The organism is Mesorhizobium sp. GW821-FHT04C10, assembly GCF_059420305.1.
Genome location: NZ_JBWKTL010000002.1, coordinates 40,087 through 64,450, shown reverse-complemented (window position 1 = coordinate 64,450; position 24,364 = coordinate 40,087). Strand labels below are relative to the sequence as shown.

Annotated in this window: 20 protein-coding genes and 1 pseudogene; 7 read left to right on the top strand and 14 right to left on the bottom strand. The window is 59.2% G+C overall.

The genetic code is table 11. The features are described from left to right. Nucleotides 1-24: 24 nt before the first annotated feature. Nucleotides 25-831: an SDR family oxidoreductase gene (locus AC07UC_RS33865; protein ID WP_494909098.1), complete on the bottom strand. Its 807-nt coding sequence runs from the start codon at nt 829-831 to the stop codon at nt 25-27. A 12-nt stretch (nt 832-843) separates the two neighbouring features. Beyond that, a complete protein-coding gene (locus AC07UC_RS33860) occupies nt 844-2,094 on the bottom strand; it encodes an ABC transporter substrate-binding protein (protein ID WP_494909097.1) in 1,251 nt (416 codons plus the stop codon). 793 nt (nt 2,095-2,887) lie between these two features. Between AC07UC_RS33860 and AC07UC_RS33855 the strand changes: the two genes are divergently transcribed. The 4 genes from AC07UC_RS33855 (at nt 2,888) to AC07UC_RS33840 (ending at nt 7,425) form a co-directional block, all read left to right on the top strand. Further along, nucleotides 2,888-3,838, top strand: a complete 951-nt coding sequence (locus AC07UC_RS33855) for a sugar ABC transporter substrate-binding protein (RefSeq protein WP_494909096.1) — start codon at nt 2,888-2,890, stop codon at nt 3,836-3,838. Nucleotides 3,839-3,934: 96 nt separating this feature from the next. Further along, complete coding sequence (locus AC07UC_RS33850) at nt 3,935-4,921, top strand: ABC transporter permease (RefSeq protein ID WP_494909095.1); 987 nt, start codon at nt 3,935-3,937, stop codon at nt 4,919-4,921. A 12-nt stretch (nt 4,922-4,933) separates the two neighbouring features. Further along, nucleotides 4,934-5,923: an ABC transporter permease gene (locus tag AC07UC_RS33845; protein WP_494909094.1), complete on the top strand. Its 990-nt coding sequence runs from the start codon at nt 4,934-4,936 to the stop codon at nt 5,921-5,923. After that, entirely contained in the window at nt 5,920-7,425 is a 1,506-nt protein-coding gene (locus tag AC07UC_RS33840) for a sugar ABC transporter ATP-binding protein (RefSeq protein ID WP_494909093.1), read from the top strand. Before AC07UC_RS33845 ends, AC07UC_RS33840 begins: the two co-directional genes overlap by 4 nt. Before the next feature lie 341 nt (nt 7,426-7,766). On the opposite strand, the pseudogene AC07UC_RS33835 reads toward AC07UC_RS33840, so the two are convergent. Next, a pseudogene (locus tag AC07UC_RS33835) lies at nt 7,767-10,609 on the bottom strand (Tn3 family transposase); the annotation flags it as partial. Nucleotides 10,610-10,766: 157 nt separating this feature from the next. Here AC07UC_RS33835 and AC07UC_RS33830 point away from each other — a divergent pair. Beyond that, on the top strand, nt 10,767-10,943 hold the full coding sequence (locus AC07UC_RS33830; protein ID WP_494909092.1) for a hypothetical protein: 177 nt from the start codon (nt 10,767-10,769) through the stop codon (nt 10,941-10,943). Between the two features lie 320 nt (nt 10,944-11,263). On the opposite strand, the gene AC07UC_RS33825 is transcribed toward AC07UC_RS33830, so the two are convergent. The 6 genes from AC07UC_RS33825 to AC07UC_RS33800 form a co-directional block, all read right to left on the bottom strand. Further along, the gene (locus AC07UC_RS33825) at nt 11,264-12,373 is read right to left on the bottom strand and encodes an NAD(P)/FAD-dependent oxidoreductase (RefSeq protein ID WP_494909091.1); all 1,110 of its coding nucleotides are present in this window, start codon (nt 12,371-12,373) and stop codon (nt 11,264-11,266) included. Then, complete coding sequence (locus AC07UC_RS33820; protein WP_494909090.1) at nt 12,363-13,784, bottom strand: FAD/NAD(P)-dependent oxidoreductase; 1,422 nt, start codon at nt 13,782-13,784, stop codon at nt 12,363-12,365. Before AC07UC_RS33820 ends, AC07UC_RS33825 begins: the two co-directional genes overlap by 11 nt. Beyond that, complete coding sequence (locus tag AC07UC_RS33815; protein ID WP_494909089.1) at nt 13,781-14,098, bottom strand: (2Fe-2S)-binding protein; 318 nt, start codon at nt 14,096-14,098, stop codon at nt 13,781-13,783. The genes AC07UC_RS33820 and AC07UC_RS33815 overlap by 4 nt, the downstream gene beginning before the upstream one ends. Nucleotides 14,099-14,449: 351 nt before the next feature. Further along, nucleotides 14,450-15,220 (bottom strand): amino acid ABC transporter ATP-binding protein, encoded by a 771-nt coding sequence (locus tag AC07UC_RS33810; protein ID WP_494909088.1) that lies wholly within the window; start codon nt 15,218-15,220, stop codon nt 14,450-14,452. A 207-nt stretch (nt 15,221-15,427) separates the two neighbouring features. Further along, nucleotides 15,428-15,775 carry a RidA family protein gene (locus AC07UC_RS33805; RefSeq protein WP_494909476.1) on the bottom strand — a complete coding sequence of 116 codons (348 nt, stop codon included), beginning with the start codon at nt 15,773-15,775 and terminating at the stop codon, nt 15,428-15,430. A 27-nt stretch (nt 15,776-15,802) separates the two neighbouring features. After that, the gene (locus tag AC07UC_RS33800; RefSeq protein ID WP_494909087.1) at nt 15,803-16,909 is read right to left on the bottom strand and encodes an NAD(P)/FAD-dependent oxidoreductase; all 1,107 of its coding nucleotides are present in this window, start codon (nt 16,907-16,909) and stop codon (nt 15,803-15,805) included. Between the two features lie 212 nt (nt 16,910-17,121). On the opposite strand from AC07UC_RS33800, the gene AC07UC_RS33795 reads away from it, so the two are divergent. Both AC07UC_RS33795 and AC07UC_RS33790 read left to right on the top strand, forming a co-directional pair. Further along, on the top strand, nt 17,122-18,219 hold the full coding sequence (locus AC07UC_RS33795; protein WP_494909475.1) for an ornithine cyclodeaminase family protein: 1,098 nt from the start codon (nt 17,122-17,124) through the stop codon (nt 18,217-18,219). Between the two features lie 11 nt (nt 18,220-18,230). Then, on the top strand, nt 18,231-19,400 hold the full coding sequence (locus AC07UC_RS33790; RefSeq protein WP_494909086.1) for an aminotransferase class V-fold PLP-dependent enzyme: 1,170 nt from the start codon (nt 18,231-18,233) through the stop codon (nt 19,398-19,400). A 14-nt stretch (nt 19,401-19,414) separates the two neighbouring features. Here the strand turns inward: AC07UC_RS33790 and AC07UC_RS33785 are convergent, their stop codons facing one another. From AC07UC_RS33785 to AC07UC_RS33765, 5 genes are all read right to left on the bottom strand, one after another. Next, the gene (locus AC07UC_RS33785; protein ID WP_494909085.1) at nt 19,415-20,377 is read right to left on the bottom strand and encodes a LysR family transcriptional regulator; all 963 of its coding nucleotides are present in this window, start codon (nt 20,375-20,377) and stop codon (nt 19,415-19,417) included. Between the two features lie 41 nt (nt 20,378-20,418). Beyond that, entirely contained in the window at nt 20,419-21,105 is a 687-nt protein-coding gene (locus tag AC07UC_RS33780) for an ABC transporter permease (protein WP_494909084.1), read from the bottom strand. Nucleotide 21,106: 1 nt separating this feature from the next. After that, nucleotides 21,107-21,829: an ABC transporter permease gene (locus AC07UC_RS33775; RefSeq protein ID WP_494909083.1), complete on the bottom strand. Its 723-nt coding sequence runs from the start codon at nt 21,827-21,829 to the stop codon at nt 21,107-21,109. Nucleotides 21,830-21,904: 75 nt separating this feature from the next. Next, nucleotides 21,905-22,690 carry a transporter substrate-binding domain-containing protein gene (locus AC07UC_RS33770; RefSeq protein ID WP_494909082.1) on the bottom strand — a complete coding sequence of 262 codons (786 nt, stop codon included), beginning with the start codon at nt 22,688-22,690 and terminating at the stop codon, nt 21,905-21,907. 30 nt (nt 22,691-22,720) lie between these two features. Then, entirely contained in the window at nt 22,721-24,073 is a 1,353-nt protein-coding gene (locus AC07UC_RS33765) for an amidase (RefSeq protein WP_494909081.1), read from the bottom strand. Nucleotides 24,074-24,364: the final 291 nt, after the last annotated feature.

Sequence of the window (24,364 nt, the reverse complement as noted above, 5' to 3'; positions counted from 1 at the left end):
GTGAAAGACGGGCCTTGTGGCCGGTCACTGCATGACGATGCCGCCATCGATCATGATCAGCTGGCCCGTCATGTAATCCGACTCCGGGCTGGCCAGGAAAGCGGCCGTGCCGACGACATCGTTGGGATAGGAATAGCGCTTCATCAGGATCATCGTGTTGGCGAGATGGTCCATCGACTGGCCTTCCTTCTCGAACATGCCGATCTTCACGAGATCCTTGTCGAGTTGTTCCCACAGTTCGGTGCGCACGACGCCCGGGCCGTAGCCGTTGACAGTGATGTTGTGTTGCATCAGGGCCTTGGCGCCGCCATTGATCAGGGCGAGCACCGCATGTTTGGAAGCCGCATAGGGAATGACGTCCAGGAAGGCCTGGCGGGACAGGATCGAGCCGACATTGATGATCTTGTAAGGTCCGTTTTCCGTGCCCTGCTTGACAAATTGCTTGGCCGCCTCCTGCATGCCGAGCAGCATGCCCTTGGCGTTGACGTTCATGATCGCGTCCCAATTCTCCTCGGTTATGTCGAGAAACATCAGCGGCTTGTTGATGCCAGCATTGAACAGCGCAACGTTGATCGAGCCGAACGCCTCGACTACGGCGGCCACCGCCGCGGCATTGTCCGCCCGCTTGGTTACGTCGAGCCTGACGGCGATCGCACGGCCATTGCCGCCGGCATTGATTTTCGCGGCCACCTGCTCGGCAAGAGCGATGTTGACGTCGCCGAGGCAAACATTCGCGCCCTGCGCGGCGTAGTACTCGCCGATTGCGGCGCCCATACCCTGCGCGCCGCCTGTAACGAGGACGTTCTTGCCTTTCAGGCGGTTCAAATCCATCGCTTATTCCTCCTAGCTTGAGACTTTGTTTTTCATCACTTGGTCGGCCCGTTTCTGGGCTTTCGCGAGCGCCGCCTTCGGCGTGGCGAGACCACGCAGCATGTCGTGAAGCTCCTCGCCGCAAATCTGGATGATCTGGGAGATCTCGGGGACGGGCGGGCGCGGCCAGAACTGCAGTTCATCGCGCCATGACATGGCGTCGACCGCCTCGAAAATGCTGGACATGCGGCGCACTTCCGGATCGGAGCCAACCGAATATCGGGGGGCGGTCCTGCTCCCATTCTCGACGTAAAGCTTCTGGGCCTCCGGCGAGGTGAAGGCGACGAGTGCCTCGACAGCTTCGTCGCGGCGCTCCGGCGCGATGTTGGCGGGGATGCCCAGCATGTAGCCGCCCACGGGAGCGATCGGATGAACGCCTGCGCGACCTGCGGGATGCGGCATGTAGCCGGTTTGGCCAAAAGCGGGAGACGTGGCGTCGAGTTCGAAATAGGGTGCGAGCAGCGTATATCCGTAAGCCAGCGCAACCTTGCCCGCGGCGTAAGGCCTTATCCGCTCGTACCAGGACATCGACAGAATGTCGGGCGGAGAAAACGACAGCAGCGCACGCAGATATTCGGCCGCCTCGAGACCCGCTTCGGTGTCAATCGTCGCACGCAGGTCGCGGCGATCCAGGTGATCCGCGTCGAAGCCGCCGGCAATGGGTCGCAGATTGAGGATGGGCTGAGAGAAATCGGCACAGGTCATCATAAAAGTGTGTCCCAGCGCCGTGCCGCGCGCCGCGTTCCATGCGATACCAAAGCGGCCGCGCGACGGTTTGTGCAGGATGCGGGCTGCTTCGAGCACGCCGGTGACCGACTGCGGGGGCTCCAGCCCCGCTTCGGCGAAAAGGTCCTTGCGGTAGAAGAGAAGCTCCGGTGTCGTCTGGCTCGGCACACCATAAGGCCGACCCACCCAATGCGTCGCCCGCCACCCCGCGGTATGGAAATCGGCCGGATCGAGCCTGTTCACATCCATGATGTCATCGAGCGGCGCAAGAACGCCCTTCGCCACGAACTCGCCGAGCCACGGCAGGTCAACGGCGATTATGTCGTAGCGGCTGACCTTGCGCTCGACATTGCGGAGCGCTTCTTCGCGCAGTCGGTCGATGGAGAAGGCTCTTTGGTGGATCTTGCATCCGACGATGAGTTCGAACTGCCGCTTGAGGTTCTCCATGACCATGAAAGTTGGATCGCCATGGACAAGAATGCGCACGCCGCCGGCCAATTTCAGCGGTTCGGCCAACACCCTTGGAGCCTGGATCGAGCGCCCGAACATGTAGGAGCCGCCGAAATAGTAATCGCGGGCGGTAACATCCGACGTCTCGGAGAAGCTTTGCGCTGCAACTCGGCGAACACGCCTGGACAGACGGGTCCAGGATTCGATCAGGCGCGCGCTTGGGTGGAGTGAGACGCTTTTGCCGGTGCGTGTGCGCGGTCGGGCCTCCACGAAGCCCGAGGCGAACATCTCCTTCAGCCGCCGCGTCGCGGTTGCGTAGGGAACTCCGGACGCGGCGAGAAGAGACGTCTGGGTGACAGGCTTGGCTTCGATGTGATGTCTTATGAGATGTGCGGCCATGGCAAGATAAGGGTTCGGCGACGACAGCTCGAACGCGCTTTCGAATTCCGCCCCGAAATCCTCCAGGAAAGCGATTGTCGAAAGTATCTCGGTTCGAGCGTCATGCGGCAGTGCGCTTGCGTCGTCTTCCCTTCCCTCTCCTTTCGCGGCGATATCCATTCTGGCCATGCGGGCGCTTGGCAACGCCGGCGCTGCGGCGTTCAGTCTTCGGGATTTGGTCTTCGGCACGGGCCGTCTCCTGCAACTTGTCCGAATTGGCGCACCAGTATCAGCGTCAATTTATCCAATATGGACACAATTATGTTCAATATGGATAGAACTGCTGCGGATTCCCCAGCGCCAATCGGCAGTCTAGGGACGCCCGAGTGTCTCGGGTCGGGCGGCTTGAGGAGCGGCCACGGATTTCAAGATCAATAACGATCGCTTTGGGAGGAGAGTTCAAATGCTCATAATGAACAAACTGGCTTTGGCGGCTGGCACCGCCTTGGCTGTCGCCGGCGCCACGGGCGCCGCGCATGCGGACAAGATCAAGATCGGCATCACGCAGAACAACGTTGGCGTCGACAGCTATCAGACGACCTACGAAAAGGCATTCATCGCCGCTGCCGCGAAGAACCCTGATGTCGAGACCGTCGTCCTGGATGCCGGCGGCGACGTCGCCCGCCAGATCGGCCAGATGCAAGATCTGATCCAGCAGAAGGTCGACGTCATCATCATCTGGCCGACGGACGGCAAGGCGGTCGTTCCGGCGGTTCGCAAAGCGCATCAGGCCGGCATCCCAGTCGTCGTCACCAACTCTAACATCGCCGCCGACGGCATGGATTTCATCACCGCCTTTTCCGGGCCCAACAACATCCAGCAGGGCGCCTCGGCGGCGGAACTGATGTGCGAAGCCCTCAACAACAAGGGGCAGATTGTCCAGATCTCCGGCCAGCCTGGCTACACCACCGCGATCGAGCGCCAGAAAGGCTTCGAGGACCAGCTCGCGAAGACCTGCCCGGATGTAAAGATCCTGGAGACACAGCCCGGCGACTGGAACCGCGAAAAGTCGCAGCGCGTGATGGAAGCCTTCCTGGTGAAATACGACAAGATCGACGGCGTCTATTCCGGCGACGACAATATGGGTGTCGGCGCGCTGAACGCGGCCAAGGCCGCCAACCGCGCGAAAGACATCAAGTTTGTCGGAGCCACCAACTTCGCCGTCGGTTACGAAGCCATGGCGCAGGGCGAATACTATGGCTCGATCTACCAATCACCGGTCGACGATGCCGAGGCCGCCCTGGCGACGGCCATCGCCGTCAAGGAAGGCAAGAAAGTCCCCAAGCTGAACTATTTCGAGACTCCCAAGATCACCAAGGCCAACATGGATAAGTTCACCAAGCCGGTGTTCTAAACCCGGAAACGCGCGGCCGCCACTGGCGACGGCCGCGCGTCTCGGTCATAGGGGCACGTGCGCAAGTGCGCGCACGTTACGGTTGGGAGGAATTTGATGGACAAGGCGACAGCCAGCATCGGCGGTTGGTCGGTGAGGCAGATGTTTGCCCGGCAGGGAATCTTGATTGCTTTCGTGCTGGCCATGCTTGTCTTTGGTCTGTTCTCGGACCGTTTCCTCTCGTTTGAAAACATCATGGCCGTGTTTCGCCAGGTCGGCATCGTCGGCGTCATGGCCATCGGCGTCACCATCGTGGTCATTGGCGGCAATCTCGATCTCTCGGTCGGCTCGATGCTGTCTATGGCCACCGTTCTGGTCGTGGACCTGCATGACCGTATCGGCCCCTCTTGCGCCATCCTGGTCATGTTCTGCGCCGTGATCGCCGCCGGCGCTATAAACGGGGTCCTGGTGGGCTATCTCAGGCTGAATTCGCTGATCGTCACGCTCGGTATGTTGTCGGCGTTGCAAGGCGTCACGCTCATCTACACGGGCGGCAAGAATGTCGACATCGTCAACCAGTCGGACACGTGGTTCGCCATCTTTGGGCGCGGCGACGTAGCGGGCATTCCTACGCCCATCCTCATGTTCCTCGGAATAGCCGTCCTGGGACATGTGCTGCTCACCTACATGCCGTTCGGAAGAAAGGTCTACGCCGCGGGCGGAAACCCGCGTGCGGCGGTCTATTCCGGGATTCGCCGCGGCCGCGTCGTGTTCATCACCTATGTCATCTCGGCCTTAACAGTCGGCTGCTCGGCCCTGATCCTCGGCAGCCGCGTCATGGGCTCGCAGAACAATGTCGGACAAGGCTACGAGCTTCTGGTGCTCTCGGCCGTGATCCTGGGCGGCACGTCCCTGCTTGGCGGATCCGGCAACATATTGAAGACCGTTATTGGCGTCCTGATCCTGGGTTTCATCCAGAATGGGCTGCTGCTGCTTGGCTTCCCCTATTACGCGCAATGGCTGGTCACCTGGGTGGTGATCATCCTGACCGTCTGGCTGGATGTAGCCTCGAAGCGACACTCGCTTTGGTCGCCAATTGCCTGAAAGTGCTGCCTGATGGCCGAGATCAAGAATAACAGTCCGCTTCGCTGGCTCATGAAAAACCCGATCTGGGGTTTCGTGGTGATCGTCTTCGTATTCTTCAGCTTCGCGGCCGATCATTTCTTTGCTCTGCAGAATGTCGAAAACATACTGGTCCAGGCCTCCACGATCGGCCTGATCGCGCTTGGACTCACGCTCGTCATGATCAACGGCAACATCGACCTGTCGGTCGGTGCGATCCTGGCCCTCGCCGCCACGGTTACGGTGGACATGCAGGGGTGGGAGTCGCTCGCATTCCTTGGTGATTGGGCTCTTGCAGTGGCCGTCCTTGCCGGGCTCCTGTGCGGAACGCTGCTCGGTGGACTGAATGGGCTAATCGTCTGGAAGACCGGTGTCGATTCCTTCATCGTGACACTGGGGGCCATGCTCGGTATCCGCGGCCTTGTCTTCGTCTACACGCGCGAGCAATCCTTCTACGCCTCCAACTTCGCCTATTCCGATTTCGGTTCCAGCGGCATCGGGCCGCTGCCGACGCTTGCCGTCCTGTTCATCGGCTGCGCGGTCGTCATTCACGCGCTGTTGTCACGCACCGTACATGGCCGCAACACCTACGCCGTCGGCGGCAACCGCGAGGCCGCGGTCAACGCCGGCATACGCGTTGGGCCGAACATGGTGATCAATTTCATGATTGGCGGCTTCTTCGCCGCGCTCGCCGGACTTGCCCTCTCGACCCAGATGGGCGCGTCGACGCCCAATATGGGACGGGAATACGAGTTGTGGACAATCACCGCGATCGTGCTGGGCGGAACCAAGTTGACCGGTGGCAGTGGCAGTATCGCGGGCACGCTGGGCGGCGTCCTGGCCATCGGCATCCTGCGCAATGGCATGAACCTCATGCAGGTGCCGTCCTTTTACGTTCTCATCGTGCTCGGCGTCATCCTCATCGCCGTTTTGGCCCTCGACAAGCATCTCAACCGCAAGACAACCGGCGGGCCGGCGCTATGACAAAAGCCGAAGCCGTCCCCGCCCTGAGCGTCAAGGACATCGTCAAGAGCTTTCCGTCAGTGCGCGCGCTGGACGGGGTGAATCTCGATGTCAGGCGCGGCGAAGTGCATGCCCTGCTGGGCGAAAACGGCGCCGGCAAGTCGACGCTGATGAAAATCCTGGCCGGTATGTTCGCGCCCGACTCAGGCACCATCTCGATCGATGGCCGCGACGTGACGCCGAGATCCCCGCTTGAAGCCAAGGCCCTTGGCGTCGTGCTGATCCATCAGGAACTCTCCTTGGTCGAAGAGTTGACCGTGGCGGAGAACGTCTTCCTTGGCGCCCTGCCGCGCCGCGCCTTCGGCTTCGTCGATTGGACGAGATTACATCGCCAGACCAGCGATATTCTTCGGCGGCTGAACTGCGATTTTTCGCCGGCCAGCATCGTGGAGGACTTGTCCATCGCCCGCAAGCAGATGGTGGAGATCGCCCGCGCCCTGACCGTCGATGCCAAGGTCGTCATCTTCGACGAGCCGACCGCGTCGCTGACGGACCAGGAGAAGCTGGTCCTTTTCGACGTCATCGCGGATCTCAAGGCGGCGGGCGTCGGCATCGTCTACATCTCTCACCGCATGGAGGAGATCTTCCGCATATCCGATCGCATCACCGTGCTTCGTGACGGCACCTATCGCGGCACGCTCGACACCGCCGGCGCGGACGAGGCGGAGGTGACCCGCCTGATGATCGGACGGGCGCTGGATTATTCCCGCAACAAGGAAACCGCCATTGCCGGGAAGATCGTGCTGGAAACGCGTGGCCTGTCCTGCGGCGATCTCTTCCAGGATGTCTCTTTCACGGTGCGCGCTGGCGAAGTCGTCGGGTTCTCCGGCCTGATCGGCGCGGGCCGAAGCGAACTGGCCGAGACGCTGTTCGGCTTGCGCCGCCCGACAGCTGGCGCAATCGTGATCGACGGCACCGAAGTGAGCCTCGGATCCCCCTCGGATGCGATCCGGCAGGGCATTTCGCTGGTGCCGGAGAGCCGCAAGGAGCAAGGTCTGATCCTCGGCATGAACTGCCGCGACAACATCACCCTGCCGCAGATCGACAGCTTGCGGCAGGGGCCCTTCCTGTCCTCGGCCGCTGAACTCGAAATCTACGATACCTACCAGAAGCGGCTGAGCATCCGCTCGCCGGGCTGGCGACAGATTGTGGGGAACCTGTCGGGCGGCAATCAGCAGAAGATCGTCATCGGCAAGTGGCTGGCGATGAAGCCCCGGCTGCTGATCGTCGATGAGCCGACACGCGGCATCGACGTCGGCTCGAAAGCGGAAATCCACGGCCTTATCCGCAAGCTAGCGCGCAGCGGCTACGCCGTGATCGTCATCTCGTCGGAGATGCCCGAGATCCTGCACGTGTCCGACCGTATCGTGACCATGTATCACGGCCGCATTACGCGTGAATTCAAGGCGGCGGAAGCCAGCGAAGATTCGCTCGTTCAGGCGATCTCCGGCTTGAACCCGTAGGGTGCGGATCGTGTCCCGCCAAATCTTCAAAATTGCACTCCGCATATTTCAGATGGTCCATAATGCGCTTAAGAAAAAACTAGGGTTGAAAGCATCGTGGTTGTTTCTGATCTCTGTCTTCCTTTTGGGAATTCTGTTCAACCTGTGGATCGTTAGCCAAGCTACTTGGCGATAATCTCAACTTGGGGTCATCCCTAGGTCAGCGTCTTCAAGTATGTGCCGTTCAGAATCATCTGTCGCTGTCCAGAAGGGGCCACGACAAGAGCTGTTCAGAATCTTGCGCTAAGCCGAACGGACCATGAACCCTATGCCACATGGGGGGATTGCTGTCGGGAGTCTGAGCGGCCGGAATCCTTCCGACATCTGATGTTCGGCAGGTGGGCGACAGCACGCTCGATGTAAACTGTATTCCAATGAACGATCGCGCTGACGACGAGGTTCAGGCCTGATGCGCGGAAGGCTTGGCTCTCAAACGACCGATCGCGGATTTCACCGCGCTCATGGAAGAATACCGCTCGCTTGAGCTTGTGCGCCGCTTCACCCTTGTTGAGGCCGGCCTGGCAACGCTTTCGCAGCGTCGGGCTGGAGTACCACTCGATCATGAAGAGGGATCGCTCAATGCGACCAAGTTCGCGAAGGGCTCGCGCAAGCTGACTCTCCCTCGGAGATGCGGAGACCTTCTTCAGGATCGTCGACGGTACGACGGATCTTGTGGTGATCGACGCTGCGAGGTGCAGAAGATCGTCCCAGTGGTCGATGATCAGGGTCGTGTTGATCGGCGCCCCGATATGGTTTTCCAGGGCTGGATAGGCGTCGCCTTTCTCGACTGTGTGGAACTTCCGGTCTTTGAGATTGCGCAGCCGCGGCGCAAAGCGCTTTCCTATCAGGGCGAACATTCCGAAGACGTGATCGCTGGCGCCGCCGGTGTCGGTAAAGTGTTCCTGGATGTCGAGCGCCGTGTCCTGATCGAATAGCCCGTCGAGCACATAGGCAGCTTCGCTCTCCGTGGGGCTGATCGGCAAGATACTGAAGTAGCCGTACTGATCAGACAGATGGCTGTAGAATTTCGAGCCAGGTTCGCTGCCGTAGTGGAGATTGATGTCGCCGCGTTTTGCCGCCCTGTCACTCGCACGAAAGAACTGGCCATCGGAGGACGATGTCGTTCCGTCGCCCCAGAGCCGGGAATGCGGGTGCTGGGAGTGTGCGTCGGTGATGCATGCTTGCGCAGCACGATAGGTCTCTGATCGTGCATGGAACATACGCATCCAGCTAATCTGGTGAGCTGTGATGCCCTTCGAGGCGCCGGCCATCCGCTTCGGCCCCAGGTTGGTTGCATCGGCCAGTACGCCAGCCAGCATAGCTGAGATATTCCGTGGGCTGTCACCGGTGCGAACATGCGTGAAGTGATCGGCGAAGCCGGTCCACTCGTGCACTTCTCGTAGGAGGTCGGGCACTTCGACCAACGGATACAGCTCGCTGATGTCGGCATTCAGTTCTTCAGCCGCAGCGGGCACCTCACCCGCATTCGGCGTGACGATCAAAGTGCCGGCTTCAAGCCGAACTCCTTCGAGCTTTCCGGATCGAGCCCTGTGTGCCAGCCGCTTCAGGTTGAAATCGAGCATTTGCCGCGCTTCGGCAAGCCACGCGGCGGCATCATCCTGGACGCCGAGGCCGAGCCGATCCTGCTCCTTCATGGTTGTGAACGTTGAGCGCGGCATCCGGTATTCGTCGATCGGTCGGAAGGATCGACTGCCGTCCACCCAAATATCGGCGGATCGAAGCCTGTCGCGCAATGCTGCCAGAGTCGCAACCTCATAGAGGCGGCGATCCGGTCTATCCTGCCCGAAGATGAGCTTACGATCTGCCTGGCTGAGATGAGTTATCGGCACGCGCTCGGGAAGCGTTCGACGCTTCTCGACATAGAGACGTCTCAACAGATCCACTGCCGCGAGAAGCGGATCGTGTCGACGTGCCGACCGGAATGTGAACGTCCGGAGAAAGTCGCCGACGTACTTGGTCACGGCCGCATATTGCTCGACCGCCACCGTCAAGGGTGATGCCTCGTTAACCTCGACCATGGACTCGAGGTCTGGCTTTATCCGCAGCAGTCGATGCCAACCAACCTCCTGATCAAGAACCTCCAATGCATTCCGGCCATAGTCGCTCGCTGATTGCAGGGCTGTGATTGTGTCAAGGAACATGCGCAGTGCCTTCGCAGCGTCGTGCCGATAGTCCATATGCCGCTGCTTTTTACGATTGTTGGCTTGCGAAAACAGCCGACCCATCAGTTTGATGAACATGGTCACGGCATCATCGGTAAGCTTCTGCCCGAGCTTAATGACCTGCGCGACGATCAAGGCGCGCCGGCGACTCGCGTTGAAGTCGTTGGCCAGCCAGGCTGGCGTGGCATTGCCCTCACGGATCATCTGGTCCCAACGTCCTGAAGAGATGCGTTGCTGCAGTGTGGGATCGATCTTCAATGCACGCAGAAAGGTGATCCGTTCGGTTAAGCCGATCAGGTTGGAACCGCCTGGCGCCTCCGGTGCAGATCGCAGCCAGCTAAAGCGGGTTTGTCTGATTTCCTTGTCAACCTCCAACAACCCGTCCAATGTTTGAAGCCTGTCGAGCGGGATTGCTTCGAGCAGAGCCGTTTCTGCTCGGCGCCGAGCAACGGCGCGTGCCGCCAAGCCCATCCGTTCGATGATGTTGCCCACCAGGAGCAGCGAATTCCGATTGCGAAACTCCGCTACAATAGCGCCTGCTATCGAAACACCGGCATCTGTGGTTGACGCTGTCTCGATTGCAGAGAGCAAGGCGGCGCGCCGGTCCTCGGCGGTTGCGTTTCGCTTTTGCAGATAGCCCTGAAGATGCGAAATAGATTGCTGCGGGTTTCTTCTCGACGCGCATACAACCGAAATGCGACCGAACTAACGCCGACCTGCGCGGCGACATAATCAAGCATGGCCTTCGGCGGAATCTCGTTGGCCAACAGCGGCCGGCCCGGATAGCGCATCAAGCAGAGCTGGATCGCAAAACCGAGTTGATTGTGTTCTCGCCGGCGCATTTGGATTTCCAGCAGATCGGCCGGAGAAAGCGTATAGTGACGAACCAGACTGTCTTCATCTACCGGAATGTCGAGCAACTTCGCTCGCTCGTATTTCTTGAGAAGCGCTCGCCGGGCCACTTTTCCACTCCACGCCAAAATGGCAAAGGCCAAGCCTCTCCCCAATGCGGCCTTGCGGCATAGAAGGGAGACTGCGTATCCACAGCGAACTGTCGGAGTTCGTGTTTTGTTCGACGTTAACGCAAGATTCTGAACAGCTCTTGTCGCGACCCCCCTCTTGGGTTTCATCACCAGAAACCCAGAGGCAAAGCAGAACAACCAGAACGGCGGGGTTCTCATCACGGTAGAGCACGATTCCATATTCATCGCCTCCAACGTCTCCGCGCAAATAGCGGAGACCGCCGTCTTCGAGGAAGCCGTCGCGGTCCAATCTGGTGGTGAGGCAGCGGGCTAGTGGGGGCTCCATCAAGGGCCAGGCGTTGTCACTACCGCGTGGCTAAGCTGCGGCCTTAATTGAGCCAAGCGGAAGTCGATCTGGCGGTCCCCTGCTCATGTAGAGTTGGCGTGACGTGAAAGGTCGAGGTAGTCCGTCGCGTCCTCGTCGTAATTCTTGATGGCCTCGTGTAGACGTGCCGAGTTTCCGCCTTCTGAGGTAGATCGAACTCCGGTACCTGACCTGCGAAGGTGGTTGTCCCCCCGCCACCGCATACACGACGATGGGTTACTTCTCGATGGAAAAAGAGCCAATCCCACTCAGTTGGTTATGGATGGAAATCAGCATCCCGGTGACATGCTGAAGCGCTTGAGGCTGAAGGCCCGCATTTCGAGGGGAATGACTCCTTCGGCGATCCATGCGGCGGTCTCAAAAGCATGGATCGCCGCAAGGGACACACCACTGTGACACGTGACCAGAAACGCTCCAGGCGCCACCTCTTCATAGATTGGCGCGGCATCAGGCGTTATGATTCGGAGCGCGGCCCAGCTGCGCACGATGCGAACGTCTTTTAGAAACGGAAAGAAACGCAGCGCATCTCCTGCGATACGGTGCGTGACGTCGAATGTCGTGCTCAGATCGAAGCCGACCTCCTCCCAGCTCCCGCCGATCATCAGCGTGCCGTCTTCCGTCTGCCTTACCTGCTCGATTGCCAGATTGAACAGCGGAGGCAAACGCTCCGTCACCAGTATCTGGCCGCGTACGGGCTTCACGGGAATTGTTACCCCAAGCATGTCGCCCAGCGCAGCATTACCGAGGCCTGAAGCAAGTGCGATCCGGCTTGCGACCACCTGGCCCTTGGCCGTCTTGAGCACGAACTTGTTCCCGTTGTGCCCTATGTCGAGAACGCCGCTGTCCGGAATATAGCGGCCCCGGCGCCGTTGATAGCCTCGATGCAACGCATGGAGCAGCCGGAGAGGATTGGCCTGGCCGTCATATCGTGAATAGCTTGCTCCGGCGACGTCCGGGCCGATTTCCGGCACCAGCTTTCTGATCGCGCCGTTATCCAGCATTTCATAGTCGATCGTCCCATCGAAACGCGACTTCACCGCCGCCATTTGCTCTGAACGCAGGACCATTGCCTCAGGGGTCCTGCAGAGATAGAGACCGCCATTCTGTGTCAGCCCCACATCGATCCCGGTCTCGAGCACGAGCTGGCGGGAAAATTGAGCCCATGGCTCGACAGCGCGCAGCGCCCAGCCGGTGTAGGCGGGAAGGCCGAGACCCTTGCCCTGTACCCAGACCAGGCCGAAATTGCCTCGACTGGCCCGAATCGCGCCGTCGCCCTCGTCCAGGACCACACTGTCGACGTTTCGAAGTGCGAGACCGTAGCCGAGCGAAATTCCAACGAGGCCGCCGCCAATCACGGCTACCTCCGTCTCAAGCTGCATGATGTCTCGCATCCTGGTTGTCGTCGTCGCCACATCGGGCCATTTCCGACACGGTTATGGGCTTCAGTGGAAAGCGCACATTGTAGGTGCCGACGTCCGAGATGGTTCGGTTCGTCTCATTTGCAATCAGTAGGGACACGACCGGGCCGCAAAGCCGCCCCTGGCAGAATCCCATCCCGCAGCGCGTGAAGGCCTTGGCCTGGGCCGGCCCCATGGCGCCGTCCCGAATGGCAGACCGTATCGTGCCTGCACTCACCTCCTCGCAACGACAGACGATGGTGGCATCGGAAACGGGTGCGGCCGAAATGCGCGGGGGGTAGAGCTCGTCAAGGAAGGGTCGAAATGCGCGTTCGCTCGCCAAGGTCGCCGCAGCCTTCCGGACAGCGGCACGGGAGGCTGCGCGAACATACCCCATCTGCTCCAGGATCCGGCCGACCGCTATTTCGGCCGACGCAGGTGCTGCGACCGCTCCATTGATTGCGGCGCCGTCCCCGACGATGAATACGCCGGAAACGCTACTTTCTCCAAACCTGTCGATTTCAGGCCGCAGGCATTGCTGGCTTTCGTCCCAAACATGCCTGCACCCCAGCGCGCGGGAAAGCTGCGTGTTGGGAAGGATTCCTTCGTGAACGAACAAGGTGTCGACCTCGGCTTCCCGTTGCCGGCCATCCGATTCGAAGGCGATAGAAACAAGGCGGTCGCTTCCGCGCGCGAGAAGGCTGGAAACGTTTCGGTGAACTGGGACCCCGGCAGCACGGATGTCCCGCAGCATTCGCACGCCTTTGCGGACCTTGTCGCGATGGCGCACGAGCGCGCTGATATTTCTGAACGCGGCACCAATGGCACTTGCTTTCGGCGCGGTATCGAGAATGGCGGAGATCTCGATCCCGAGACCGAGCAACTGCGTCGCAAACAGCAGCACCAATGGTCCGTTTCCGGCGAGCACCAGGCGATCGGACGGCGCGATAGCCGATGACTTCAAGAGAAGCTGGGCCGCGCCGACGCTCATCACGCCGGGAAGCGTCCAGCCCTCGAAGGCGACGGGGCGCTCGATCGCTCCCGTGGCCAGGATGAGCTTTTTGAAGGCCAGGCGCCGGGAAATGCGATCCTTGCTGTAACTCGCCACGCCGCCGGTTTCTGTCATATCCACGCGCCAGAGGCTTGCGCCAAAAAGCGTGACAACGTCGGTTGTCCTGAACCGTGCAATGGCCTTCGATCCGCTGGAATAATCCCGGCCAAGAGCCGCACTATGCCGGAAGGGGCCGTCTTCCAGTCCTCGGTATATCTGCCCGCCGGCACTGGGGCGCTCATCGATCAGGGCCGCCGAGAGTCCGTGTTCCGCCACCATCACCGCAGCCGCCAATCCGGCAGGACCTGCGCCCACGATTAAGATATCGACAGCGTGGGTCATGCCTGCGAAATCCCTCCGGCCGACGCCCTTTTCATGCCCAACTGCCTCTTGATGCACATGTCCTGTTCGACCTTTCGAAGGCACCCCTGCTGATTTGGCACCCCATCGATTTCGACTAGGCACTCGAAGCATACGCCCATCATGCAGAACGGAGCCCGCTCCGATCCCGACAGGCTGCTGCGGCGATAAGGCGGCGGTCCGTGCAGGATGACGGCCGCTGCCACCGTGTCGCCTTCCTTGCAGAAAACCTGGCGGCCGTCGATTTCGATACTTATGGTTCTGCGGTGGTCGGGCACATTCACCTTGCCGAACAAAGATCACCCTCCTGGGTTGGCATTGGCCGCCATGGAAGCAACGACCTCCTGGCCTGCTTTTGTGAGGCGTTTCAGCGCCGTGGAGTTCAATGGCGTATGGAATGAGCCCGCGAAGAATTCGGCCTTGCTCCCGCCTAGATGTCGACTTGTCCTGCTTGTCCCAAATCCCGCCTTCTTATTACGGGCGCTCGCCCGGCTTCTAGCTTCGAGAAGCACTATCGAAAAATTCGGAACCACCGGCAAATATCAAGGCGATGGAAGTTTATCGCGGAAAGTTATGAGTTGGGGCTATATCTCGGAGGTAAGCTCTCCCCGACGCAGCCGCCCTTACTCAACGCTTTCTGTCGCTATTCAGTGCAGGATCTGCCTGAGGAAGAGCTTGGTGCGCTGGTGCTGCGGATGCGCGAAGAACTCGGCAGGCGAGTTCTGTTCGACGATCTGGCCCTGATCCATGAAGATGACGCGATTGGCGACCTGCCGGGCGAAGCCCATTTCATGGGTGACGCAGAGCATTGTCATGCCTTCCTCTGCGAGGGCGACCATGGTGTCGAGAACTTCCTTGACCATTTCCGGGTCAAGCGCCGAGGTCGGCTCGTCGAAAAGCATGACCTTCGGCTTCATGCACAGCGCCCGCGCGATCGCTACGCGCTGCTGCTGGCCGCCGGAAAGTTGGCCGGGATATTTGTCGGCCTGTTCCGGAATCTTGACGCGCGTCAGATAATGCATGGCGATTTCTTTCGCCTGCTTCTTCGGCAGTTTGCGTACCCAGATCGGCGCCAGTGTGCAGTTCTGAAGGATGGTTAGGTGCGGAAAGAGATTGAAGTGCTGGAACACCATGCCGATCTCGCGGCGCACCTCGTCGATTTTCTTCAAGTCGTTGGTGAGTTCAATGCCGTCGATAACGATTTTGCCAGCCTGGTGCTCCTCGAGGCGGTTGATGCAGCGGATCATCGTCGACTTGCCCGAGCCCGAGGGGCCGCAGATGACGATGCGCTCGCCGCGCATGACCAGGAGGTTGATCGCACGCAGCGCGTGGAAGTCACCGTACCACTTGTCCATGTTGATCAATTTGACGGCGACTTTTGTATCGGCGATGAGCCGTTTTGTTGGAGCGTCAGCCATGTTCCAGTCCCTCGATCTCCTGTTTGCGCGTTGTCTGCGCTGGCGTCCCCAAAGGGAACATGGCTGTCGGCGCGCTGCATACAGGCCAACGCGAACCAATACTCATCGGTTGTGCAACGGCTGTGTCTGAGGAGCGGAGATTGCAGGTGCGGTCTCGCACCTGCAAGATGCGGCTGCCTGAGGCGAGCGTCTCTCCGGCCATGACGGTTATCCCGGAATTGCTACGGTGAATTGAATCTCGACCCGGATATCGGGTAGGCCCAGGATGGCCTGCACGGTTGCGCGCGCGGGTGGTTCGTCCTTGTCGATCCAGTCAACCCAGGCGATATTCATCTGATCGAAGTCGGCGATATCGCGGAGCCAGATTGTCGCGCTGATGATTGAGGATCGATTGGACCCGACAGCTTCCAGGTATGTGTCGGCCTTTGCAAGGATTTGCACGGTCTGGCCGAGCGTGTCCTGCTGTCGGTCGTCCGCCGTCATTCCGGAAAAGTACGCTACCTTCTCGTTTATAACGACGCGGCTTAAACGTTCGGTTTTTCCAATCCTCTGCATACTCACGGCCTCTGCCCCTCAGTTGGTCTAGCCGGCGAAAAATCGGTTTGGACGGAAGTCCCGCAGGCTCTCTTGCACGCATCCCCGCACGACTTCGTCGGCCACGGCTTTCCCGAGATAGGGAGCAATCGTCGCTCCACTGTGGGTGACCGCCACGTAGTAACCTTTGACGCCGGGAAGCCAGCCGCTGCAGGTCAGTCCATCGCCCGGAATGGGGCGCGTCGTCGTTCGAACGGATTCAAGATCGTGCGTCTGCACCGACGGAAGAACTTTTCGGACTGCAGCCAACAAGAGGCCGGCTTCCTCGCCCTTGGGACTGAGCGCCTTCTCTTCTGACACGAGGGAATCCACCGAGATCTTGTGGATCATCAGGCGTCCGGCGCCATCCGGCCGCACATCGAGATCGTCCATATGGAACTGGCGTTGCAGCGTCGAGGCCACGGGGAAGGTGAAGCCAAGCACGCCGATGTTCGATGACATCGGGATTGCAGGGACGCCTTCAAGACCGCGGCTGGCCCAACTTCCGGTGCAATTGACGATCGCGTCCGCCTCGTAGACGCTGCCATCCGCAGTGCGCACGGCCTTTGCCGCGCCGCCCCGGACATCGATGGCCGTAGCGCCTGTAAACGGGTGCACGGAGGCATTCCATCGTTCTTTGGCGACCCTCAGAAGCCAGGCCGAGTAAAGTACGGGATCGACCCAACCCTCTTCCGGATAGTAAACGATGGGGGAGTCGCCGATGGCGGAAAGGTCGATTTCAGGTTCGAGTTCAGCCAGCCTTTTTTTGCTGATCCATTCGACCCCGTAGCCCCAGTCCTGCATTTGGGCCGCATTTTCCTGCTGTGCGGGCCAGTCCCGCTCCTCGGAGTGCCATTCCAGGCTGCCGGTCTGCTTGAACCAAGGAGAATTGCCGAACTCGCGGCTGAGATCCAGGTGCGCCCGCATGCCGGCAACGTTCAAGGCAAAATAGCTCTGGGGTCTTTTCCCGGTTGCGTTGGTCCAGGCGAAACTGGCCGCGGAAGCCCCTCCGGCAATCTTATTGGCCTCAAGCACCGTCACTTGCGCACCGGCCCTGGCCGCCTCATATGCGACGGAACTTCCTATGATCCCCGCTCCGACCACAACGACACGCATATTTTTCTCCGGCAATTATTTTGACAAGTAGGGTTGCTTTGAGGAGGAAGCGGTCGCCGAGGCGGTGACCTGTCGCTCTTTTGGAGAAGGGGGGCGGCGCGGTCAAACAACTCCACCATGGCGGATTATAATCAATAGTTATGAAGGCCCCTGCTGGGGCGCAAAACCCAATTCAGCAAGGCCTATAAGAAAAGTGAAAAAGGTCATTGCTGGTGGTTATCAAGTTTTTCGGCCCTGACCGCTCTCCAGATGATATCGCTCGCGGCATCCTGAGTTTGTTAGAGGTTAAAATGTCTCGGCCTTCTCCTCGAACAGGAAGTCCGGCGGCTGAATTGCTCGTTATCGACGGAGCGACGGTCGAGGCACTGGTCACCTCCGGGGAGGCTATCGAACTGGCCGAGGCCGCGCTGAAGAAGACATCCGGCGGCATGGCCGATCAGGACATCAGGCGTACGCTGGAACTGCCGGGGGCGGCGGGCTCCTGCCTTTCCCTCATGTATGCGTCTCTTTCCGACAGGGCATATTTCGGCGCCAAAGTCCTTTCGGTATATCCACAAAACTTCGAATATGGCATGCCGTCCCACCAGGGTGGCGTACTGCTCTTCGAGAAAGAGAACGGGCGCCCGGTTGCGTTGATCAACGGGCATGCGATTACGGGCCTGCGGACACCGGCCGCGACGGCGGTCGCGACGAGAACGCTTTCGCGCCCCGAGGCTTGCGAACTGGCTGTCATCGGCTATGGCGAGCAAGCCGAACGCCACATAGAAGCGATTGCCCTGGTTCGCCCGATCTCCCGCGTTCGCGTTTGGGGACGGAATCCGCAAAAGGCGTCGATGTTCGCCGACGCCCAGAGCAGGAAGGGATTTCCAACGGTATCGTTCCCGACGGCCAAAGGCGCTGTCGAGGGAGCCGACATAGTATGCACCGTCACCTCGGCAAGATTCCCCGTCCTTGAGGGCAAGTGGCTAACGCCCGGCGCGCACGTAAATGCAGTAGGGGCAAGCGTCGCCGCGCTTCAGGAACTGGACATGGAATGTGTGATCCGCTCGAAGATCTGGGTGGATTACATGCCGATGGCGATGACCTCTGCGTCGGATCTGATCGAACCGCTCAAGGAAGGCATTATCGATCGATCGCAAATCGTAGGAGAGATCGGTGCCGTGCTCAACGGCAAGGTTCCCGGTCGCCGAGATGCGTCAGAAATAACCCTGTACCGGTCGCTTGGCGTACCTGCACAGGATATCGAGCTTGCAAACTTCATCTATCAAAAGGCGAAAGACCTCGGTCTAGGCGTCGAAGTCTCCTTGTAAGGGCTCCTCCAATGCTTCCCTGCCAGCGGCATCTGTTTTCTATTCCCGAAGACGTCATCTACCTGGACGCTGCCTATATGACGCCGATACCGCGGAGCGCCGTGGAAGCCGGGGATAGCGGCGTCCGGGTGAAGGCCGCGCCATGGGATATGACCATCGATTCCTATTATGACGAAGTCGAGAAAGCGAGAGAACTTGCCGCCTCCTTCATCGGGGCGAGGCCTGACGACATAGCGGTCGTTCCGGCGACCAGCTACGGCATTGCCGTCGCCGCCGCCAACGTGACGGTCCCGGCCGGCTCGGCCATCCTCATGATGGACAACGAGCATACCTCCCACCGCTATGCCTGGTATGAACTGGCCAAACGGAGGGGCGCCCGCGTGGTGACGGTCAAACGGCAGCCGGACGAGCAATGGGGTCCGCGGATCGTGGCGGCGATCCGGGAATCCGGAGTTCCCGTTTCCGTCGTCGCCGGGACGATCGTGCATTGGTTCGAAGGGACAGGTGTCGACATCGAAGCTGTATCGGAAGCAACGCACGCCGCCGGCGCCAGCCTTGTGATGGACGGGACGCAATGGGTGGGTGCGGTTCCGTTCGATGTATCGCGCGTTCGTCCGGACTTCCTGAGTTTCGCCACCTACAAATTCCTTCTCGGACCTTACCGCCTTGCCTTTCTCTACGCCGACAAGGCCTGGCAGGAGAAAGGGCGGCCGATCGAGTTCCATTCCTGGAACCGCATCGGCGGCGAGAGGCCGGACTTTTATCTGGAGACGATGCCCGACTATCTGCCGGGTGCGCGTCGCTTCGATATGGGAGAGCGCTCCGATTTCGCGGTCCTGCCGATCGCAATCAATTCGCTGGCACTACTCAAGAGCTGGGGGACCACCGCCGTATATGAACGGCTAGTGCATCTGAACCGTCTCGTCTGGAAGGAGGCGGAGCGACGCGGTTTTAGCGGGCCCAGGGAGGACCTGCGCGCCGGTCACATTTCCGTCGTGGAACTTGGCGACAGACACCGCCCCGACCTCGCCAAGCGGCTGCGCGCCAACAAGGCCTTCGTGACGGTGCGAGGCACGAAGATGAGGGTCACGCCGCATGTCTACAACGACGAGAAAGATATCGTGCGGCTCTTTGATCTCGTCGAAACCTTGATGTCGGACCCGACACCAGACGGCCGATAGTCATATCGCCAGGTTTAAAGCTCGCCGAACGCGCTTATGTCGCGATCGACGACATTCATGAACTCCCTGGTCCTCTGAATGAGATGTTCGACAAATGTGTCGGCCACCGACGATGCGATGATGCCCCACGGCCTGTAGACGCTCAGATTGATATCGAGGTGTGGTTGAAAGTCACGGATTTCAATGGGAAGGTCTTTTCCCATCCAGGCGGACAACCTGTCGACCACGGCCACGCCCACGCCGTTTGCGACGAGGTTCACACAGGTATCCGAGAGGGCCGCCTCGACTTTGAGGGACCGATTTACACCCCTCTCCTCGCATAAAGCATCCAGCTGCCGGCGCATGGGATCTCCGACGCCCAGCGATATGAAATTCAGGCCATCGAGATCATCGGCCTGGATCACTGAAAGCCTGCCGAGCGGATGACCTTTGGGCATGATGCAGACGGGAGGTGTGGCGATGAGCGCGCGGCGGACGACGGACGATGCTTCGGAGGGCGTTTCATCATTGACTTCCGACGCGACGCCGATATCAAGCTGGTTGCGGCTTGCACGCTGTATGATGGTCGACGAGCTTCTTATGTCGAGTGTGACCGCAACTTCCGGATATTCCTTCGTGAAGCTCGCGATTATGGAGGGCAGCAAGGTAAGGCCGAATGCAGGAAGCGCCGAGACATTGAGTCGCCCGCTTCTCAAGTCCCGGATCTCTCTCGCCGCCCTCGATATGCCCCTCACGGTCTCAAAGACGCGCCGGACCTCCGCGTACAGCATGTGCGCTTCCGGCGTCGGGATCAATCTCTGCCGATGGTTTCGAAAAAGCGGAAATCCTGCCTTGCTGGTTAACTGAAGCAATATCTTGCTTACCGCCGGCTGCGTGATGTTGAGGGCGTCTGCCGCCTTTGTCGTGGTTCCATGCGACATCACGGCGGCGAATACCTCGATTTCGCGAGGCGTGAAATCAACATCCTTTGAGACCAATGGAACCTCTAGGCGCGAGCGAACAATCACTACAGTCCCGATCAATAACGTGAAGTGATCCGCTTTTCCACAAGCCTGAAACCGGATGTGATGACAACGGCGAGCAGAAAATACGCCAGAGCAGCCGCAAGAAGCGGCTCATAAACCCGAAATGTCTGCGCGCGGACGAGGTTCGCTGCGGCCATCAATTCGAAGACCGTTATCGTCGCCGCAAGGGCAGTGCCTTTCAAAAGCAAGATGTTTTGACCGCCGATGGAAGGTAGCGCGATCCGGAACGCCTGTGGCAGCAAAACCGACAGCATAATGCGTGTTTTTGAAAGGCCAAGCGATCTGCCCGCCTCTCTCTGGCCATTTGGAACTCCCAATATCGCCCCTCGCCATATCTCGCCGCAATATGCGGCCGTGTTGAGAGAGAGCGTGAAAAAGGCATAGCAATATGCGTTCCGGAAAAACGGCCAAAGCGGGCTATATCGTATCGAAGGGACACCGGCCAGGATTTGGCCGACACCGAAATAGACAAGATAAAGCTGAACGAGGAGCGGGGTTCCCCGGAACGCAAGGACAAACCCAATCGCAGGATATCTCAGCCATCGCCTGCCAGACAGTCTTGCAAAGGCCACCGGAAGAGCAAGTAGATTCCCAGTTATTGCACATGCGATAAATAGGACGATCGTTGTGTTTAGACCGGCTAAAATTTGATCAGTCAGATATAACCAAAAATCGCCCATGCTAATTTCGCCTCCACGCGTGGAAAGCCTTAACTTCAATCGAATGCAATATTGCTGTTGAAATACCTGATAAAATCAGGAAAATAGCGCCCACCGCAGAGTAGAAGAGTAGATAGTGCCGCGTCGCGCCGGCAGCCATCTTCCCTACGAGCACGAGCTCTGTAAACCCAATAAGACTCACAAGCGAGCTTTCCTTGAGTACCACTAGCCATAAATTGCCCAGACCCGGTAAAGCCAGAGGAAACATCTGCGGCAGGATGACCAGGAAGAAAGTTTGGCGGCGTGTCAAACCGACTGCATGGGCAGCCTCGGACTGTCCGCGCGCCACCGAGACAATGGCGCCTCGCAAGACCTCGGTACTGTAGCCACCTTGGACAATTCCTAATGAAAGGGCGGCGGCCACAAATCCGTTAAGTTGAAATTCAGCTGAAAGTCCGATTAGACTTGCCAGCGACCGAACCGCGTCCGTAGAGGTATAGTATACGAGAAAAATAATGAGGATGTCTGGAATGGAACGAATTATCGTCGTGTAGGCGCTGGCGATCGAGGTGGCGAAAACGTTTTTCGATATCTTAGCCACGGCGCCCATCAGGCCCAAGGCCAGCCCGATCAGATACGCACTGATTGAAATACCAAGACTGAAACAAGCGCCCTTGAGAAGTTCGTCGCTCCAGCCCTGGTCTCCGAAGCTGAGCAGGGTCAGCCAAGACGATGTCGAATCCATGCAGCATTTTCCAGTTCAACAAGGAAGGTGCCGACGATGACACGACACCGCCGGCACCAAGCCTGGATCCGATCATCAGTCGCCGTAAATATCGAAATCGAAGTAGCGCTTTGTTATCGCATCGTATTCACCGCTCGCATGTACCGCCTTGAGGGCAGCGTTAAGGCGGTCCCGGAGCGCGGTGTCTTCCTTTCGGACACCGCCGCCGTCTCCGTCGCCAAACATCTTCTCATGAGGAAGAGTGACCTTAACCTCATAGGCCTGACCTTCCGGCCTCTTCAGGAAGTCCTGAATCTGGATGCCGGCCGCTGCCATCATATCGACACGCCCTGCCTGCAGGTCGGCCACTTCATCGTCGAGCGTCGGATAGATCTTCAGGTCAACAACGCCGGCGAACTTTTGCTGTAGGTACGTTGCTTGCAGGCTTGCGCTTTGTGCAGCGACCACAAGTCCCTTGAACGTCTCAGGCTTGGAAACGTCGAATGTTCGTGCATCAGCCTTGGCGCCCACCAGAACGTTGGGCGAGTAGTAATACTTGTCAGTGAAGTCGATGATCTTCTTGCGCTCGTCCGTGATCGACATCGAACTCCAGATCACGTCGAATTTCTTGCCCTGCAAAGCTGGAATGATCCCGTCCCAGGCGACATCGACAACCTCGCACTTCGCTTTCATCTGCTTGCAAACGGCGTCCATGAGATCGATTTCCCAGCCCTGCCATTTGCCGCTTGCGTCCTTGACCGAGAATGGTGCGTAGGGCTCGGCGGCAACGCCAAAGCGTATCACGTCGTCGGCGGCCGAGGATGACTTGGCGAGCCCGAAAGTGGCCGCTATCACAGACAAGACAACTGCAATCCTTTTCATGCTTATTCCCCTTTTTTGTTGCTGTGGAAGTTATGAAACGCCGCCCCAACCGGGCTCCAATTGCTGGAAAATGCCGCAGATTGAAAACAACTTGGGCTCCATTTTGGGGAGAGTTGATATCTGGACGGACGCAGGGAGCGCGTGTTTAGCGGGCAGCGGAATCGCCAGGGCAGGAACGCCGAAAAAATTCGCCCAACGCCGAAAGCTGCCGCCGGCCAAGCCATATGGGACAAAGTTCGATCCGACCTTTGTCCTTTCATCCGAAAGGCGTGGCGCGAGCCCGGGAGCGACCGGCGTGGCGAGAACATCGACCGTAGAGATCAACTTCAGGAAGTCGTCCCGCGCGTGGGTGCGGAAAGCAAGGGCATTGCGATAGGTCTTTTCGTCTATCGATAAGCCCTCCGAGACGAAGTCGAGGACAGCCTTCCCAACGCATTCCGGGTGCTTCTCGATAAGTTGGCTGTATTGCGACGCAAACTCGTACGCGAGGATAGTGCGGCCGGCTTCCTTGACTTGGTTCGCAAGCGGAAATCCAAGAGTTCGGATTGACGCGCCTGCCCTGCTCAACGAACCCAGCCAGGTATCATGAGCACATACAACGGCCGGATCGACCTCTTCGGAATGCAGGTCCGGGCACAGCCCGATCAGAAGGCCGGAAAGCTCGAGCCCATGCTGCGCCGGTGCCGCGGCTCCCAGCATCGCAAAGTGGATCAGGCGAACGTCTTCGACGCTGGCGGCTATTGGTCCAATCGTATCAAGGGTGGGAGCCGTCGGTCGGACACCGGCACGATCGATCACGCCGTTGGTTGGCTTAAGGCCGACCAGTCCCGTCGCGGCGGCCGTCGACCGGTTGGACCCTCCGGTGTCAGTCCCGATGGCGGCGACACAATATCCGGCCGATACCGCAGCCGCCGATCCACTGCTTGTCCCTCCCGTGCCCCTGGAAGGATCCAGCGGATTTACGACTTTTCCGAACCATGGATTGTCATGACCGCCCGCTGTCAGTTCATGAAGATTTGTTTTCCCAATGATTATCGCACCGGCCGCGCGAAGGTTTGCAACGCATGCCGCATCCACCTTCGCGACGTGATCTTGGAAAAGTCTCGACCCCGCTGTCGTAGGCCATCCGCGCACGTCAATGACATCCTTGACCGCTAGCGGTATTCCATGCAACGGGCCTCGTCGCTTTCCGCAGTGGAACTCGGCCTCGACCTGTCGCGCATCATCGAGCGCCTCTTGGTGGCCGACAAAAATCATGGCTCTGTATGCGTCGTTGCTATTCTGAATTCGACCCAGACACGCCTCAACTAACGCCACAGGAGATAGGCCATCGGCGAAATCCCGTTGTACTTTGGCGATCGTCTGGGGAACAAATCTCGCCATCAGGTCCAGTTCGCTTTTTGGTTGGGCGCTCGCAGGAAAGACGCTAACAGGTCAGTTCGGCGCTTCCTAATTCCCTGCAGCGCGCGGTTAATTACCAATAGTTATGATCCGCCAAGGGCGCTTTTCGGTGATGTATCCAGAGAAAGTTTCCAAGCCGATAGGTTGCTCGGCAGGCACGGCGCCCAGTCCAACTTTCGTTCGACATGCCTGGCAGGGGCTGCCCTCCGACGGCCGCCACACCCTCAGTCGCAAAAGTGTTTGGCATGCTGGTCCGATCCAGCTTCTCCAATG